Here is a 16,834-nt window from a genome sequence, read left to right as displayed (position 1 = left end):
TTCGGGCGCGCAAACTTGTGACGGTGGCAATCGCTACTCGGCGGCTTTCGCACCGAAATTCCGAGCATTGTGAAGGTCTCTTGCCGCGATGCAATTGTCCAGGAACTGCTGTGCGCTCGCAGCCCAAGTGTAATTCATCGCGATCTTCCGGCAATGATCGCGCGGGATATCGAGAGCGGCCTCGGCGGCTTCCCTAAGATCCTCTGACAAGACACCCGCCCCGGTGTCTCCGATGACATCGACAGGCCCCATGACCGGGTATGCTGCGACCGGAACGCCGCAAGCCAACGCTTCCAGAAGCACATTTCCGAACGTATCCGTCAGCGATGGAAACACGAAGACGTCTGCGTCCGAATAGTGGGGCGCAAGGTCTTCGCCAACTTTCGCGCCGGTGAAGTGAGTATCGGCATACTCCCGCCGCAAGGTCTCCAACTGAGGCCCCCCGCCAACAACAACTTTGGTGCCCGGGAGTTGCAGATCGAGAAAGGCCTTGATGTTTTTTTCCACCGCGACCCTGCCGACATACATGAAAATGGGCCTGGGCAAATCCTCGGGCAGCACGCTGCCTTCATAAGGTTTGAACAGCTCTTCATCAACGCCGCGCGACCAGCGCATCAGGTTGTTGAAACCTCGTTCGCGCAAATCCTGCTCCAGTGAGCGCGTTGCCACCATGCAGCCGTTACCCGAATTGTGGAACCTGCGCAGCCAGCTATAGGACCAGGAAAGTGGAATGGGCAAACGCGCCGACACATATTCCGGAAACCGTGTGTGGTAGCTGGTCGTAAACGGCTGCCCGGCCTTGCGTGCCGCACTTGCCGCCAGCAACCCGAGCGGCCCTTCCGTGGCAATATGAAGATGCTCGCAACCGAACTCTTCGATTTTCCGGCGCACAATGCCACGATGCGTCAGTGACAGGCGGATCTCCGGATAGGTCGGGCATGGAAGTGTCTTGAAGATCTGCGGCGTCAGGAACTCGATCCGTATTCCCATGGCCTCGAGTTCTTCGGCCGTCCGTTCCAGGGAACGCACGACGCCGTTGATCTGTGGATGCCAGGCATCCGTGACAATCAGTATTGAACTCATGCTGCGACCGGCGTTTCCTTGGGCTTGGCCGGTACGGTCCCCTCTTGGGTCTGGTCCACCCATTTGATCACCTCGAACGTACCATCATGATGCTCCGCAACAGCGGTGCAACTCTCCACCCAATCACCGGTGTTGATGTAATGTATGCCATTCATGTCACGATTTGCAGCGTGGTGAATATGGCCGCAGATGACACCGTCGACACCCCGGCGACGCGCTTCGTCGGACAGGGCGTCTTCAAACCGGCCGATGAAGCTCACCGCGTTTTTCACTTTAAGCTTGGCCCAGGCGGACAAGGACCAGTAGGTGAGCCCCAAGCGCCGGCGAAACACGTTCAGCCAGGTGTTGACCGCAAGTGCCGTCACGTAGGCCTTGTCACCGAAGAAGGCCAGCCATTTGGCATGGCGAATAACCACATCGAACTGGTCGCCATGAATAACAAGGTAACGTTTGCCGTTCGCTGCCTCATGAATGATGCTGTCCGTCACCTCGACACCGCCGAAATGCGTCCCCAGGAAGTTGCGCAGAAACTCATCATGATTTCCCGGGATGTAGATGATACGCGCTCCCTTGCGCCCTTTGCGCAGGATCTTCTGCACGACGTCATTGTGCAGTTGCGGCCAGTACCAGGACCGTTTCAACCGCCAGCCGTCAGCAATATCGCCTACCAGGTAAATGGTCTCGGCGTCGTTGTCCTTCAGAAAATCAAGCAGCATCTCGGCCTGGCAACCCCGCGTCCCAAGATGAACATCTGAAATAAACAAGGCTCGGTAATGTCGCGATGCCTCTGCGGTAGACATAGCATTTCTCCAAATTCCCGTTGGAGCGCTATAGACGCGATTCAGGTATCATTATTATGACAGATCACGCTCAATCCTGTACCGGATCTATTTACCCGCCACTTGGTTGACATCAGCAAGTCTGACGGAAGGATCTGAAAAGTGCTTGTTTTCAAATCACTTTACTCTTGTCCTTTTGCTACGTGATACATACTTCCAATCACGTCATTCCAAATATCAAGCATTCTGGCGCCAGCATGTCGGCCCCAGCCTTTTAGGGAGAAAGAACATGGACTTGGGACTCCAGGGAAAGAAGGCGATCATCTGCGCCTCAAGCCGTGGACTGGGAAAGGGTTGCGCCGAAGCCTTGGCGGAAGCCGGTTGCGACATTGTTCTGAACGGCCGGAACGAAGCTGTTCTTGCAACAACCAGTGCAGCCCTGCGAGAGGCCCATGGGATCAATGTCACCAGCATTGCCGCAGACGTTTCCACGAAGGAAGGTCAGGCGGCCTTGCTCGCTGCATGCCCTGACCCGGACATTCTCGTCAACAACAATGGTGGCCCTCCGCGGCGCGACTATTCCGAACTTGATCGCGAAGCCCTGTTGGAAGGAGCCATACAGAACTTTGTCACACCGATTGAGTTCATTCAGGCAGTCGTTCCGGGCATGAAGGCGCGCGGCTTCGGCAGGATTGTCAACATAACTTCGCTTTCCGTGAAGATGCCCATAGAAGGGCTGGATCTTTCCAGTGGTGCGCGCGCTGGTCTCACGGCGTTTCTTGCCGGCGTCTGCCGTCAGCTTGCTCCACACGGCATCACCATCAACAATCTTCTTCCAGGCAAGATGGACACTGATCGACTGAAGGGTGGATTTGAGCGCTCCGCACAGCAATCCGGAAAGAGCGTTGAGGCCATCCGCGCGGCGCAAGCTGCCGAGATTCCGGCCCGGCGCTTCGGCAACGCAGAGGAATTCGGTCAGACCTGTGCCTTCCTTTGCTCCCGGCATGCCGGATACATCACAGGCCAGAACCTCCTGATGGATGGCGGCCTCTATCCCGCAGCATTCTGAGTGCTTCCACACTCTGGAAAGACAAAAGGCCGGGACAACGCCCCAGCCTTTCTTCAACACGTCGAAATGTGATCAGAACTTATAGCGAAGTGACGCAGAGAAGATGTTCACCTGGCTGTCGACCGACGCGGTGTAGGTTCCGATATTGGCGTTGTAATCCTGATGCCCCGGACCAATGTTGATCTTGGTATCTGCCGGGATCAGGTGCGAGTAACCAAGGTCGAATGCAAGCTTTTCGGACGGCTTCCAGGACATGCCCGCAGACAGCCACAGGCGATCATTGTCCGGCAGGCGGGTGGAGCGAATGTCTTCATCGATCGGGGACAGCTCGTAGCCGACACCGGCGCGCAGGGTAACCTGTTCGTTCCAATCGTATTCACCACCAACCGAGAAGAACCAGCCATCTTCATAGTTGAAATGCAGGTCCGGCAATCCGGTCGGATTTGTTGTCGTCCCGTCGGTGCCCTTGAGCTTAACGGTTCCCAGACGGCTCCAATTGGTCCACTCGACCGTACCCAGCAACCGGATCTTGTCGGTGATACGCTGCTTGGCCGAAAGCGTGACCATTTCCGGCGTGATGATGTTCGCCTTGATCCCGGCGCGGCTGGACGTAACACCAACAGCCGGTGCGTTCGGATTGATGAAATGACCTTCCAGCTCATGGAAGACAGCCGAGCGGAAGCCGACACCGATTTCTGTCCCTTCGATTGGCTTGATGGTAACACCGGCCGTCGCACCAAAGCCCACGCTGCCGCCCTTCACCTCAGAGGTCGGAACCGTGGAAGTCACGGACGCCGCAAAAGGATAGGCTGACTTCAGGCGCACCTGAAGATACTCGACCTGAAGACCGAGCGCTGCCGAAAACATATCGTTGAACTTATAGGCCACAGTCGGGTTCGCATTCACGGAAAAGACTTCCGAGGAACGCGAATAGTACTGACCGGCCCAGCTTTGCTCAGGCTTTGTCGACAAACCGAATGGAGTGTTGATTGCAAAGCCGAAATACCAGTCATCATTGAGCCCGTAACTCATGTAAGTCGATGGGATCCAGGCGTCTGACGCAATATCGCCACTCGGCGCACTGCTGCCTCCGAAACCACCTGTCAAAGTGTTCACAAGCCCCTGCGGCGTGAAAGTTCCGTCAATATCGGATTGAGGAACAATGAAGGCGCTGTGGGATTCAACGGTCAGCCCGTGCCCTGCCCCCGTCAGCGTAGCCGGATTCCAGAACATCGAGGAGATCGAGTCTCCGGTCGTACCATTTCCCGCAAAAGAGGTTCCCTGATAATAGGCACTTTGCTCACGCAGGGCGAACCCGCCTGCATGCGCGGCACCCGCAACCATGGATAGAGCGATTGCTGAAGTTGTTATTAGAAGTGCTTTATTCTTGGCCCAGACCATGCGTTTTCTCCCGTCCCCCTCCCACCGGAGGAATCATGAACTCTGCTGACAGGATTTCCGAAGAACGCCTCTTGTTTCAACTCTCTAAAAAACTAAAACTGCTTGACCAATTCCTATGCCGCACTGCAAAATAACTTGTAAAACTAGGATTTCCAGAGAAATCAACTCCACAAAACCCAATAAAACCTCGCGTTCCAGCGTTGTTCGTCACCAGTCTGACACACTCCGGCTCACTTGCCTAAAAAATAGGCAGAAACCTCACGAGTTTCCGTTTACGTAATTAATTCCTGCAACGTTGCGGCTTTGCCACACGTTTCCTAAGGGAATGTGGACATATTGTGGGACAAATCCTGGCGCTTCCTCCGTATTTCAGACAATCGCGAATAAAGGGCAATCATTGGAAAAGAGATGAAAAACTACACTCTAGATTACACTTAAAAACACTAACCTCATTCCGAATGCTGACTTTCCGGGTCCGTAAAGTCGTTTCACGGCACTCACTGAACTGCCTTTCATCGGCGTTCCACGAACAGAGTGGGCAACGCTCTTCCAAAAATCAGGGAAAAGAGCCCTTCCGCACTGAGCGATTGCCGCGGTGACAGGCACCGCGGCGGACACTGTCAGCTGCTGCCGTCACGGGCAGCCATGAAACGGCGCATGGCAACGTCGCTCCAAGGAGCAAGGCGCTGCCTGGCAGCCATGTGGCTTTCATAAATCCGTTTGCTGAGTGGATCCCGCTCACCCGTTTCGGCAAGTACGATAGCTGTAGTCTCGCGCAATGCGTTCAGCACCTCGTCCGGATAAGGTTTGACGGTCACACCATCTTCTTCCTGAAGAAGCTGCAGGCTGCCTGCATTTTCCCAATCGCTCTCCGCCAGGGCTCGTCCGTTTTCTGCTCTGCAGGCTTCCAGGACAATGGCCCGCAACTCTTCCGGCAATCCATCAAGTGCAACCTGATTGAATATCGCTTCACCGGTGCCATTGGGTTCATGGAAACCAGGAGAATAGTAGTTTTTGGCGACCTTTTGAAAACCCATGGCCCGGTCCGACCAGGGCCCCAGAAACTCTGTGGCATCCAGAACACCGCTTTGAAGCGCCTGGAACAGTTCGCCGGGAGGCAGGCTGACGGGCGTTGCCCCTAGCCGGCGCATGACCTCGCCTCCAAGTCCCGGCATGCGGATCTTCAGACCTTTCAGGTCATCAAGACCATTGATGTGCTTCTTGTACCAGCCACCCATTTGAACACCGGTGTTTCCAGCCATAACGGGCTTCAGGCCGAAGGGCGCGTAAAGCTCGTCCCAGAGAGCCTGCCCGCCACCCTGCTCAATCCAGCTGATATGTTCATGCGGCAGCAGACCGAAGGGAATTGCGGTGAAATAGACCGAGGCGGGTATCTTGCCTTGCCAGAAGAAGGACGCAGTGTGCGCCATCTGAGCCGTGCCGGCTGCAACCGTATCGAAAACCTCAAGCGCGGGAACCAATTCCCCGGCTGAATAAAGCCGTATCTGGAAACGGCCACCGGACATTCTGGCGACCTGATCGACAATCCGCTGAGCGGTTACTCCAGGCCCGGGCAGGTTCTTTGGCCAGGATGTCACCATTTTCCACTCTATCGTGGCCTTTTCTTCGGCGATCGCCGGAGCTGCGAGTGCTGCGGAACCGACGGCAACAGAACTCCCGAGTAACGACCGCCGATTGATCATATTTTTTGACAGGTGAGATTTTTCTGACATGTCACATGCTCCAGAAGCGATAGAAATGATGGACGGGGCCGTGACCGGCTCCAATCTCGAGCTGGTCAGCCGCCGAAATGGCAGCATGGATGTATTTCTTGGCAGCTCTCGTTGCGCCTTCCAGATCGCTGCCCTTGGCGAGCTCCGCTGCGATTGCCGATGAAAGCGTGCACCCGGTTCCATGTGTGTTGTTCGTCTGGATGCGCTCCGCATGCAACCAGATGGCATTGCCGACCGCATCGAAGAACAGGTCAGCGCTTTCTTCACCTGTTCCGTGCCCTCCCTTGAGCAGGACGGACTTGCACCCGAGCCTCAGGAGATTCTCTGCCTGCGAGAGCATCTCGGTCTCATTGGCCGCAATTTCGGTCTCCAGCATCCGGGCAGCTTCGTGAAGGTTTGGTGTGATGACATCAGCGAGCGGCACGAGGACGGAGATCAGGCTCGATACGGCGCTGTCGACCAGCAACGGGTCGCCGGACGCCGCCACCATCACGGGGTCAAGCACCACGGGTCCGGTGTCGAGCGCCTCCAATCCACCGGCAACGGCCTCAATGATCTCGACGCTTGAAAGCATGCCGATCTTGGTAGCGTTGACTTTCAGATCCGAATAGACCGCATCCATCTGGGCACGTACGAAAGCGGGCGGGACGTCATGAATGGCACTCACCCCGAGAGTGTTTTGCGCCGTCAGGGCGGTCAGCACACTGGCACCGTAGACGCCATTTGCCGAAAACGACTTGAGATCGGCCTGGACCCCGGCCCCGCCACCGGAATCGGATCCTGCTATGGTCACCGCGATGGCGGTCATGTGTCTCTCCATTCTTGAATGAGAAAAGGAAATCAGGCCGTTTTCAGCCGCATTTCGATATCGTTCGCCGTGATTGAGTAAAGGGCGTCGAGAAGTTCCGGCACCAGGCTTCCCGGACCTCCCGCGCGGCTCGCGGCCAGTTCTCCGGCTATATTGAAGACCGACAGTCCACAGGCCGCAGCCAGAGCGGTGTCCGTCTCCACACAGGCAAAGGCTGCCAGCACGGCGCCACCGGCACATCCGGTGGCGGTTACGCGGGCCATGAGAGGATGACCGTTGCGCAGGCGAAAATCCTCACCCTGGCTTTCAATCTTGTCTTCAACGCCCGTCACAGCCAGCACGGTACCGGCCGATATCACCGCATCGGCGTCGGACCTTTGCGGAAAAAGTGCAGTCATTTCCGCCTCGTTCAGGCGCAACAGGTCCGGCTGGAAGTCCATCAACTCCTTTGCGAACGCGCAACGCACCGGAGACCGGTTCACGAAGACCGGGTCGATACTGACAGGACGCCCCGCCGCCTTCGCAGCCTTGATGGCAACCGGAATGGCTTCCCGGCGGCTTTCGTCCAGTGTCCCTAGATTGACGAGAAGAGCATCCGCGCTTTCAGCGAAACCGGCGACTTCCTCTTTGGCGATCGTCATCGACGGAACGGCGCCAAGCGCCAGCAAGGTGTTGGCCGTGAAGGTTTGCGCAACAGCATTCGTGATCGCGTGAATACGGGGCGACTTCTGCCGAACCCTCATCAACAGGTCAAAGACGGTTTCCGCCGACAGGTTCTGTGTGGAAGCAGCGATGGACAGGTTCATGCATCTCCTCCGAAAGGCTCCGGCTGCAAACCGGAATACTGTTCAAGAGGGAGAGCTGTGAATGCCCTGGCAATCTGCATCTCAAATCCCTCCGCCGGCATCACCCGGATCAGGTTCAAGGAGTTGGCCTTCCGCCTCTCAGCCCGATCCAGAATCGCCGGGCACCCCCATGAGATATCTGCACTGCTAACAAGGCGAACCCGTCATTGCAAGACTGTACAATGGTCGCAGGCTGCATCAGTGATTGACTGCGGACAACAGATAGGCGATGTCCATGGGCATCATTCCGCAACGTTTTCTTTTCCGGAGCATCGCATGACCCCGTTTTTCGTTATGATCAAATGCCAGTTGGGCAAGACCTATCAGGTTGCCAACGCGATCGCCGACGCGGAAATTGCCTCGGAAGTCTATTCCACCAGTGGCGATTATGATCTTCTGGTGAAGTTTTATGTCGATGACGATGCCGATATCGGACATTTCGTCAATGAAAAGGTCCACCCGATCGACGGTATTCAGGACACCAAGACGATCATTACGTTCAAGGCTTTCTAGTTTTTCGCCTGACGCTCTCCCCGCATCCGGAGCCATTGGAGGTCAGCATGCATTTTTTGAAAGTTTCCGCCTTTGTCATCGGCCTGGGTGTCTTTTCACTTGCTCCGCCTCCAACGGCAAATGCGCAAGGCATGCCGCCTGAACAGATCAAGCAGATACTGGACGTGACCAAGGCAAGCTGGGTTTCCTTTCGCGACTGGGAAGGACAGCAGCTGATCTACTTCACCCATCTGGAAGCCTGGAAGTGCGGGATCGACTATGTCTTTTACGGTCTGAATGATGGCCCTCTGGACCAGATGTGGGAACTGGACGCATGCGATCCGGACAACCCCAATGCGGTTCTGAAGGAAAAACCGTATATTGAATTGCCCGCAGGCTCGACAAACTCAATCAGCGTGCAGCTGGTCTTTCCCGACGGCTCCAAGAGCGCTGTCGAGACCTTCCACTATAAGCCCTAGAAAGCCACTTTCGCCTTTCCTGACCCGAAAGCTTCTCATTGTCATGATTTCGACGGCGAAGACGCACGGCGCGCCTTGGTGCGGTCGAGGCCGAGCCGATGTTCGCGGTAGATGACGAACACCCCGGCGGCGATGACGATCAGGGCACCGATCACCACTTCCGGCACGGGGATTTCGGAAAACACCAGCCAGCCGACCAGGATCGCCCACAGCATGTTGACATAGTCAAACGGGGCGATGGTAGAGGCATCGGCAAACCGATAGCTCTGTGTCAAGAGAATCTGGCCGACGCCTCCGGCAAGTCCGATCAGAACCAGCAGGCCTGCCGTTGAAAGATCCGGGACTACCCAAGTGTGTCCCGGTAGAACATATCCGAGCGGCAGCGTGAGTAGCGAAAGCACCGTGGACGCACCTGCAAACCAGGTCACGATGGTGGAGGTACGCTCGGTTTCACACAATTTGCGGACGGTGATCATCGCAAGAGCCGCGAACCCTGCTCCCAGCGCCCCAGCAAGCGCACCGAGCGTTGCGGTACTGTCCAGCTGCCCTTCGCCGAGATGGGGTGACAGCACCACCAGAATTCCCAGGAACCCTACCCCAACGGCGCTCCAGCGATAGATCCTGACCTGTTCGCCAAGAAGAAAGAACGCAAGCACGACCACGATCAGCGGCGTCGCAAAGCCGATGGCGGTCGCATCCGGAAGCGGCAGCAGATAAAGCGCGGTGAACGAGCAGACCATGGCCGAAAGGCCGACGGTCGCCCGTGTCAGATGCCCCTTTGGGTTGCGGGTCTTGAACGCCAGGCCAAGCTCGCCGCGCAAGGCGACCATCAAGAGAACCGGAAACAGTCCGAAGAAGTTTCGCGCGAACACCAGTTGTCCGATCGGCACGGTCTCCGCAGCGATCTTCAGCGCGGTTGCCATGACGAAAAACGTGAGCGTCGAGGCCAGCTTCAAAGAGATGCCGAGCAGTGGAGCCTGACGTGTCATACCTGCGGGTGCGGCTGGACCGGCAAAACGGGATTTGAGGCTGGTGAACGCCATGAATGTCATCCGGGGCCGGCGCAAAGTTCCACTCCCCTGACGCGCCGGTCCGAAGGATCGAGAGGAGCCACTGAAAGACCACCCGCGGCTGAAAAGAGCAGCCGAAAAATACAAAGTCCAAGCCGAAATAGGAGTGGAGTTGGGCGGGAGTTTGATTGGTTGGAGCCGCCAGTATCACGCCATGTGCAGAATATTGCAATTGATCGCGGCGCAGTTTTGCCGTTTTTTGCTTGCATGGCACCCATGTGGGAAGACATGCGTGAGGAAGATTGGGTCCTAAAATCTCTTCACAACTGCCTCAATACCTCTCGGTATTCTCCCTCAGGTGCACTAGCTACTTATAATCTTGGAAAACTCCGATTCGAGAGACGACTTGCAATGTTCCGTTCATATTTTTTAAGCCGCCGCTGGTTCCTTTGGGCCTGGGTGGGTTCTGCGTTGATCCTGAGTGTGACCTGGTTCAAGGTTCAACAGTCGGTAAGGATCAACGAATGGTACGGCACTTTTTTCGACCTGATACAAAAGGCGCTCCAAACACCAGGCAGCGTTGAATCAAAAGACTATTGGCAGGGCATTCTAGATTTCGCTGAAATCGCCACGGTTCTGATAACCGTTGCCGTGTTGCTGGAGTTCTTTATCAAGCATTTCATCTTCCGCTGGCGCACTGCCATGAACAACTATTACATGTCGCACTGGCACGCCGTCCGCCACATCGAGGGTGCAGCGCAACGTGTTCAAGAAGACACAATGCGATTTGCGAGAATTATGGAAAGCCTGGGCGTTTCTTTCATGCGCTCTATCATGACGCTCGTCGCGTTTCTCCCTATCCTTTGGCAACTGTCTGAACACATTACCGAATTGCCACTATTGGGGAAGGTTGACGGTGCACTTGTTTTCGCAGCGCTCATTTCGGCGGCTTTCGGGACAGTTCTTCTGGCTTTGGTTGGCATAAAACTTCCAGGTCTCGAGTTTCAGAACCAGAAGGTCGAGGCGGCTTACCGCAAAGAGCTCGTCTATGGTGAAGACCATCCTGAGCGTGCTGATCCACATACTGCAAATTCGCTTTTTGCCAACGTTAGAAAGAACTATTTCCGGCTCTTCTTCCACTATCTCTATTTCGACGTGGCGAGATGGGTCTATCTGCAGGGGGCGGTGCTAATTCCATTTATCGTACTTGCACCAACTATCCTTAGCGGCGCGATCACCTACGGCATTCTGACCCGCATCAGCTCTGCTTTCAGCCAGGTCGAAAACTCCTTCCAGTTCCTGGTGAACTCATGGGGAACGATCATCGAGCTGATGTCGGTCTACAAGCGGCTTCGCGCCTTCGAGGAACATATCTGGGAATATGAGCGCAATGGCGGTGAACCACGCCCCATGCCCGCAGAATAGGAACTTCCATTTCCAGACTGTTGCGAGCGGCGAGAGGCCAGATTGGGTTCTCATAAGCTGAGAACAAAAAAGGCGCCTGTTACAGGCGCCTTTTCGTGCTTGGAACATCGTTGCCGACAATTCTATTTCGCGGACTGGATCGCCTCCCAGACCCGCAAGGGTGTTGCCGGCATGTCGACAATTTCTCGCACACCTGCCCCATCCTTCAGCGCGTGCTGGATGGCGTTCATCACAGATGCGCAGCCACCGATCGTGCCAGCCTCCCCGGCCCCCTTGATGCCCATGGCGTTGGTGGTGGACGGCACGTTCCGCGTCTCAAAATGAATATCCGGCAGATCGGCCGCCCGGAGCATCCGGTAATCGAGCAGAGAAGCGGTGAGCAACTGGCCGTCTTCATCGTAGACCGTGTGCTCGCACAAAGCCTGACTGAGCGCCGATGCCGTTCCGCCGTGAACCTGTCCTGCCAGCAGAAGCGGATTCACAGTGACACCGAAGTCGTCGACGATGACATAGTTTTCGATCGCGACATCACCGGTATCCGGATCGATCTCGACTTCGCAGATATGAGTTCCGTTCGGATAGGTCGCCTCCGTCTGGTTGACCTCCTCTCGCGCCATCAGCGTCTCACCTGCTTCCGCCGCAATCTCCGCCAGGGTGATCTGCTGGTCTGTTCCCACCACGCGGACCACTCCGCTTTCCAGTTCCAGATCTTCGACCCCGGCCTCCAGACGGTCTGCAGCCAGCTCCTTGACCTTCTTCACCAGCGTGTTGCTGGCATCGCGAACCGACGGCAGCCCAAGCGGTATGGAACGGGAACCGCCGGTTCCTCCGCCCTTGCGGACCAAGTCCGTGTCGCCCTGGATCACCTCGACATCCTCAATGGAAACGCCAAATTTCTCCGCAACAACCTGGCTATAGGCAGTCGCGTGTCCCTGGCCGTTGGTTTGCGTACCGATCAGCAGCGTCAGGTTGCCTTCCGCGCTCAGCTCCAGCGTTGCTTCCTCGCTGCCGGGAAACGCGCAGCACTCGATGTAGGAACTTATGCCGATGCCGCGATACTTGCCTGACCTGGCACTTTCATCCTGTCTTGCCTTGAACCCGACCCAGTCGGCGACTTCCATGGCCTTGTCCAAATGTCCGGAAAAATCACCGGTATCATAGAGACGGCCGGTCTGCGTCGTATAAGGCAGTTGTTCCTTGGCAATGAAGTTGCGCTTGCGAATTTCAACGGGTCCGAGTCCTGTCTCCTCGCCCGCCTTGTCGATCAGTCGCTCGATCAAATAAGCCGCCTCCGGTCGTCCGGCTCCACGGAAGGCATCGGTCGGAACGGTGTGCATGTAGACCCCTTCGACCTTCGCGAACACGGCCGGAATGTCATAGAGACCTGAGGACATGGAAACCCCGACCCAGGGTATGAACGGTCCGAACTGGTGCAGATAGGCGCCCATGGCCGCCTTCACATGGACCTTCAGACCAAGGATCTTGCTGTCTGCATCCAGTGCCAGCTCCGCGTGTGTGAGATTGTCCCGTCCATGAGCATCGGTGACGAAATGGTCCATCCGCTCCCCCGCCCAGCGCACCGGCTTGCCAAGGCTTCTGGCTGCAATCATGGCCAGCGGATATTCGCGATAGCAGAATATTTTCGTGCCGAACCCGCCACCGACTTCCGGAGTGATGACCTGGATCTTGTCTTCCTCCAGCTCCAGGATCTTGCACAGAACGTCCCGCATGCCGTGGCCGCCCTGCGTTCCGAGCGTGAGCTTGAAGCGTCCGTCGCCGGCATTGAACTCCGCCACGCACCCGCGCAGTTCCATGTAGTTGGCGACCACGCGATTGTTGACGACATCGATGGAAACCACCTTGTCCGCCGATGCGAAGGCTTCTTCGGTCCTGGCGTGAAGCCCTTGTCCGAACGTAAAGGCAACGTTGCTGTCGAACTCCGGCCACACCTTGACCGCATCCGGTGCCAACGCATTTTCGATACCGATCACCACGTCCAGCGGCTCATAGTCGACCTCGAGCATTTCGGCAGCGTTTCTGGCGGTGTTGAGATCCTCCGCGACGACGAAGGCAATTGCATCACCTACAAAACGCACTTCATCCGAACACAGCACCGGATGAGGTGGGACATCGAAATGTGTTCCGTCAATCTGCTTGAGCTTGGCCATCATCGGCAAGGTCTTGCCGGCAAGCTCGGCTCCGGTCAGAACGAGGCGAACGCCTTCCATCTCCCGGATCTCGTTGGCATTTTCGACGCTGATCTTCGCGTGTGCCATTGCCGAGCGAACGACATAGCCGTGCAGACAGCCTTCCGGCGTGTAGTCGGCGGTGTATATGCCCTGCCCCGTAATGAGAGGTTCATCTTCCTTGCGGCGCAAAGGCGCGCCGACACCGAATTTCGGAGTGACCATCTGGTTCATGAATTTGGACCTGTATTTTTTTGGGAAGAACTTCCCGGGAATCAGAAGACCGAAGGCAACGGTTTAGCTCATACATAGCGTTCGAATACGGCCGTTTCCAGTACGCGGTACCCGGCTTCTTTTTCGAGACGAGAGCGATATGGACTGAAATATACCGTTTTCGCGCATCAAGGCAAACCTCGCGGTTGCCACTTCCCTTCCGGTGAAAAAACGCTAAGCTTGCTCCAGTTACCACCGACATTCAGACCACACGCGTTTTCTCGCTGCGGCCTTCCGTGCCCCTGCTTCTCATTCCCGTCTGGTCCAGGAAACAACATGGATATGTCACCCAAAGAGCCAGCGCCCGACAAGGCGTCTGCTGCGACCGATCCCGCTTCCGGTCTCGGCTTCCGCCAGAAGTTGGCAGCAAGAACCGCACACTTGCCGGCCAACACAATCGGGGCACTTTGGATCCTGCTCGCAGCTTTCCTGTTTTCGATCATGGTGACCTTGATCAAGTTTCTGGGACAGGATCTCAGCGTGTTTCAGATCCTTGTGGTGCGTCAGGTAGTCATGCTGGCGATCGTCGCCCCGAAAATACTGAGCAGCCTTCCTCATTCGCTTGTGACCAAGCGGCCGGGTCTCCAACTTACCCGTATTCTGTTCGCCACAACCGCAATGCTCTGCGGCTTTACAGCCGTAATCGAGCTTCCACTTGCCGATGCGACAGCAATCAGTTTCTCGAAAACCTTTTTCATAACGATATTCGCCATCTGGCTGCTGGGCGAAACCGTTGGCGTGCACCGTTGGGGTGCAACAATCGTCGGCTTCCTGGGCGTTCTGCTCATGCTTCGTCCTGACGGCGAAACGCTTATCGACCCTTACGCATTACTCGCCATTGCCAGTGCGGCCTGCGCCGGCATGGTGATGATTGTCGTGCGCATCCTGACCCGCACCGACCCACCGGTCACGATCCTGACCTACCAGGCTTTCGGTGTCGGATTGATCATGCTCATTCCGGCCATCCTGACCTGGCAGGCACCCACATTGGAGCAATGGGGATTGCTGATCCTGATAGGGATCATTTCCTGGGCCGGACAGCTTTCGAATATCAAGGCCTTCAAGTCAGGCGAGGCAACCGCGATTGCTTCGCTTGATTATACAAGACTGCTCTATGCCACGATTTTCGGAGCCGTGATCTTCGGCCATTGGCCCCGGTTGGAAACGCTGGCAGGTGCGATCGTAGTGATTGCCGCCTCGCTCTATACCGTCCACCGCGAGGCTAAACGCGGGCGGGAACTGGCCCGCGCCGCAGATGGGCGCGGGTACTCCAATTGAACGATCCCGGCTTTCGCAAAAGTGTGACAACTGCCGTTGCCTGAGAAACAGCGTCTTAGGCGCTCTTGGCCTGGGCAGCTGCCCGTTTCTGAGCCTCTTCCTCAACCAGTTCCTTCTTGGACAGCTTGCCGACCATGGTCTTCGGCAGCTCATCACGGAACTCGAACTCCCTCGGCATTTCAATGGTCGACAGGTGATCCTTCAAGAAGGTCTGCATGTCTTCCGCGGTGCTGGAATAGCCTTCCTTCAACTTGATGAAGGCTTTCGGCGACTGGCCGCGATACTCGTCCGGAATTGCAATGACGATCGTCTCGTCGACCGCTTCGTTCTGATAGATCGCTTCTTCAATCACCCGCGGATAGACGTTGTATCCGGAACACAGGATCAGATCCTTGATCCGGTCGACCAGGTAAATGAACCCGTCTTCATCCTGATATCCAACGTCGCCGGTGTGCAAATAGCCTTCAGGCGTGATCGAGTCTGCAGTGGCATCGTCACGTTTCCAATAGCCCTTCATCACCTGTGGGCCATGAAGCAGCAACTCCCCCTTTTCGCCCGGTGCGACATCTGTCTTTCTGTCCTCAATGCTGACGAAGCGGGATTTTGTTCCCGGAACGAGGCGGCCAATGGATCCGGCCCTTCGGTTTTCATCAAGGGGATTGACGGCCGCCACGGGCGAGGACTCGGTCAACCCGTACCCTTCCACCAGAATACAGCCGGTCAGCTTCTCAAAGCTCTCCTTGACCTCCACCGGCAGCGGTGCACCGCCCGAAAGACACAGGTTGATGCTGGACAGGTCATACTTCGCCGTCATCGGCGAGTTGTTGATCGCGGTGTAAATGGTCGGCACGCCGGGGAACAGCGTCACCTTCTTGCGGGTGATCGCATCCAACAGGGCCTTGAGCTCAAAGCGTGGCTGCAAAACCATTTCGGCGCCCAGGATGATGGACAGGTTCTGTGCCACCGTCATCGCAAAGACGTGGAAGAACGGCAGCACGCACAGCATTTTCTCTTCGCCTGCCCGTGCCTTCTCAAAGACGCAGCGCATCTGCTCAATATTGGCGGAAAGGTTCTTGTGCGTCAGCATGGCTCCTTTCGGAACCCCTGTCGTGCCACCGGTATATTGCAGTACGGCGATCGCATTGTCAGGGTCGATTTCTACAGGCTTCGGCCTGTCGCCGCTGGCAAGAAGGCTATCGAAGCGAACATGCGCATCATCATGCGGAACGTCGGCGATTTCCTTGCGCTTGAAGAGGCTGAACAGGACCTTCTTGATTGTCGGCAGGCAGAAGGTCATCGGACAGACGATGATCTTGTCGAGGATCTTCTCCTTCCGAACATCCTCGACCTTGTCGTAAATGACCTTCAGATCCATCGTGACCATGATGCGCACATCCGCATCACGCGCCTGGAAGGCGATTTCCCGTTCGACATAGAGCGGGTTGAAGTTGGCGACCGTGCCGCCGATCTTCAAGATCGCGAAGTAAAAGATCGTGTAAAACGGGGTGTTGGGCAGGCACAACCCGACATGAACACCCGGACCGACACCCATTGCCTGAAGTCCGGCAGCGGCCTTGTCGACCAGCTCGCCCAATTCCGAATAGGTCCAGACCTTGCCCATGAAGTCGGCAGCCGGACGGTCACCGAATTGTGCAACAGTGGTTTCGAGATACTCGTGTACTGGGCGGGGCTCAAAGGCCGCGCTCCACTCCTCCGCAGTCGTCATAACGTTCTCCAACGCATATTTATCGCTTCGAATGCCCGGTCCGCCAAATTCCCGAATTGTCCGGAAGACCCAACGCAATCTCCTGACATTCTCCCCCTCCTGGCCTGGACCGCGATCAAAGCGTCACCTCTTTGGGTCTCTTCTGACATGACGCAACCTTCCGTTCACGTCAACTCGCGACGTAACGACACCTCTTCATTTTTTTGCAGATGCGAAACATAAGAAATAGATAAGTTTGCCGGAAGGT

14 protein-coding genes and 1 riboswitch are annotated in these 16,834 nt (G+C 56.3%); of the genes, 5 read left to right on the top strand and 9 right to left on the bottom strand.

Annotated elements, in window-relative coordinates; genetic code table 11:
- Positions 1-33: 33 nt before the first annotated feature.
- Both ABLQ08_RS18220 and ABLQ08_RS18215 read right to left on the bottom strand, forming a co-directional pair.
- Entirely contained in the window at positions 34-1,083 is a 1,050-nt protein-coding gene (locus ABLQ08_RS18220) for a glycosyltransferase family 4 protein (RefSeq protein ID WP_352944875.1), read from the bottom strand.
- Entirely contained in the window at positions 1,080-1,883 is an 804-nt protein-coding gene (locus ABLQ08_RS18215) for a UDP-2,3-diacylglucosamine diphosphatase (RefSeq protein ID WP_352944873.1), read from the bottom strand. The genes ABLQ08_RS18220 and ABLQ08_RS18215 overlap by 4 nt, the downstream gene beginning before the upstream one ends.
- A 268-nt stretch (positions 1,884-2,151) precedes the next feature.
- Between ABLQ08_RS18215 and ABLQ08_RS18210 the strand changes: the two genes are divergently transcribed.
- Positions 2,152-2,931, top strand: a complete 780-nt coding sequence (locus ABLQ08_RS18210) for an SDR family oxidoreductase (RefSeq protein WP_352944871.1) — start codon at positions 2,152-2,154, stop codon at positions 2,929-2,931.
- Between the two features lie 72 nt (positions 2,932-3,003).
- On the opposite strand, the gene ABLQ08_RS18205 is transcribed toward ABLQ08_RS18210, so the two are convergent.
- The 4 genes from ABLQ08_RS18205 to ABLQ08_RS18190 form a co-directional block, all read right to left on the bottom strand.
- Positions 3,004-4,332, bottom strand: coding sequence for an OmpP1/FadL family transporter (locus tag ABLQ08_RS18205; RefSeq protein WP_352944869.1), 1,329 nt, complete (start codon positions 4,330-4,332; stop codon positions 3,004-3,006).
- 620 nt (positions 4,333-4,952) lie between these two features.
- Positions 4,953-6,065 carry a TRAP transporter substrate-binding protein gene (locus ABLQ08_RS18200; RefSeq protein ID WP_352944867.1) on the bottom strand — a complete coding sequence of 371 codons (1,113 nt, stop codon included), beginning with the start codon at positions 6,063-6,065 and terminating at the stop codon, positions 4,953-4,955.
- Between the two features lies 1 nt (position 6,066).
- Positions 6,067-6,873, bottom strand: a complete 807-nt coding sequence (thiD, locus tag ABLQ08_RS18195) for a bifunctional hydroxymethylpyrimidine kinase/phosphomethylpyrimidine kinase (protein ID WP_352944865.1) — start codon at positions 6,871-6,873, stop codon at positions 6,067-6,069.
- A gap of 32 nt (positions 6,874-6,905) precedes the next feature.
- Positions 6,906-7,679 (bottom strand): hydroxyethylthiazole kinase, encoded by a 774-nt coding sequence (locus tag ABLQ08_RS18190; RefSeq protein ID WP_352944863.1) that lies wholly within the window; start codon positions 7,677-7,679, stop codon positions 6,906-6,908.
- Positions 7,680-7,747: 68 nt separating this feature from the next.
- A riboswitch (TPP riboswitch) is annotated at positions 7,748-7,858 on the bottom strand.
- A gap of 136 nt (positions 7,859-7,994) precedes the next feature.
- On the opposite strand from ABLQ08_RS18190, the gene ABLQ08_RS18185 reads away from it, so the two are divergent.
- Both ABLQ08_RS18185 and ABLQ08_RS18180 read left to right on the top strand, forming a co-directional pair.
- On the top strand, positions 7,995-8,231 hold the full coding sequence (locus ABLQ08_RS18185; RefSeq protein ID WP_352944861.1) for an Lrp/AsnC ligand binding domain-containing protein: 237 nt from the start codon (positions 7,995-7,997) through the stop codon (positions 8,229-8,231).
- Positions 8,232-8,278: 47 nt separating this feature from the next.
- Positions 8,279-8,689, top strand: a complete 411-nt coding sequence (locus tag ABLQ08_RS18180; RefSeq protein ID WP_352944859.1) for a hypothetical protein — start codon at positions 8,279-8,281, stop codon at positions 8,687-8,689.
- 41 nt (positions 8,690-8,730) lie between these two features.
- Here ABLQ08_RS18180 and ABLQ08_RS18175 read toward each other — a convergent pair whose 3' ends face one another.
- The gene (locus ABLQ08_RS18175; protein ID WP_352944857.1) at positions 8,731-9,732 is read right to left on the bottom strand and encodes a DMT family transporter; all 1,002 of its coding nucleotides are present in this window, start codon (positions 9,730-9,732) and stop codon (positions 8,731-8,733) included.
- Positions 9,733-10,110: 378 nt separating this feature from the next.
- On the opposite strand from ABLQ08_RS18175, the gene sbmA reads away from it, so the two are divergent.
- Complete coding sequence (gene sbmA, locus ABLQ08_RS18170) at positions 10,111-11,124, top strand: peptide antibiotic transporter SbmA (protein WP_352944855.1); 1,014 nt, start codon at positions 10,111-10,113, stop codon at positions 11,122-11,124.
- Between the two features lie 122 nt (positions 11,125-11,246).
- Here the strand turns inward: sbmA and ABLQ08_RS18165 are convergent, their stop codons facing one another.
- Complete coding sequence (locus tag ABLQ08_RS18165) at positions 11,247-13,544, bottom strand: xanthine dehydrogenase family protein molybdopterin-binding subunit (protein ID WP_352944853.1); 2,298 nt, start codon at positions 13,542-13,544, stop codon at positions 11,247-11,249.
- A gap of 315 nt (positions 13,545-13,859) precedes the next feature.
- Between ABLQ08_RS18165 and ABLQ08_RS18160 the strand changes: the two genes are divergently transcribed.
- Positions 13,860-14,861 (top strand): DMT family transporter, encoded by a 1,002-nt coding sequence (locus tag ABLQ08_RS18160; RefSeq protein WP_352944851.1) that lies wholly within the window; start codon positions 13,860-13,862, stop codon positions 14,859-14,861.
- A gap of 55 nt (positions 14,862-14,916) precedes the next feature.
- Here ABLQ08_RS18160 and ABLQ08_RS18155 read toward each other — a convergent pair whose 3' ends face one another.
- Complete coding sequence (locus ABLQ08_RS18155; RefSeq protein WP_352944849.1) at positions 14,917-16,587, bottom strand: long-chain-fatty-acid--CoA ligase; 1,671 nt, start codon at positions 16,585-16,587, stop codon at positions 14,917-14,919.
- Positions 16,588-16,834: the final 247 nt, after the last annotated feature.

Origin of the sequence: Roseibium sp. SCP14 (assembly GCF_040329475.1) — a bacterium.
Taxonomy (GTDB): Bacteria; Pseudomonadota; Alphaproteobacteria; order Rhizobiales; family Stappiaceae; genus Roseibium.
The sequence above is the reverse complement of the archived record's forward strand: the minus strand, read 5'-3'. Positions and strand labels throughout refer to the sequence as shown.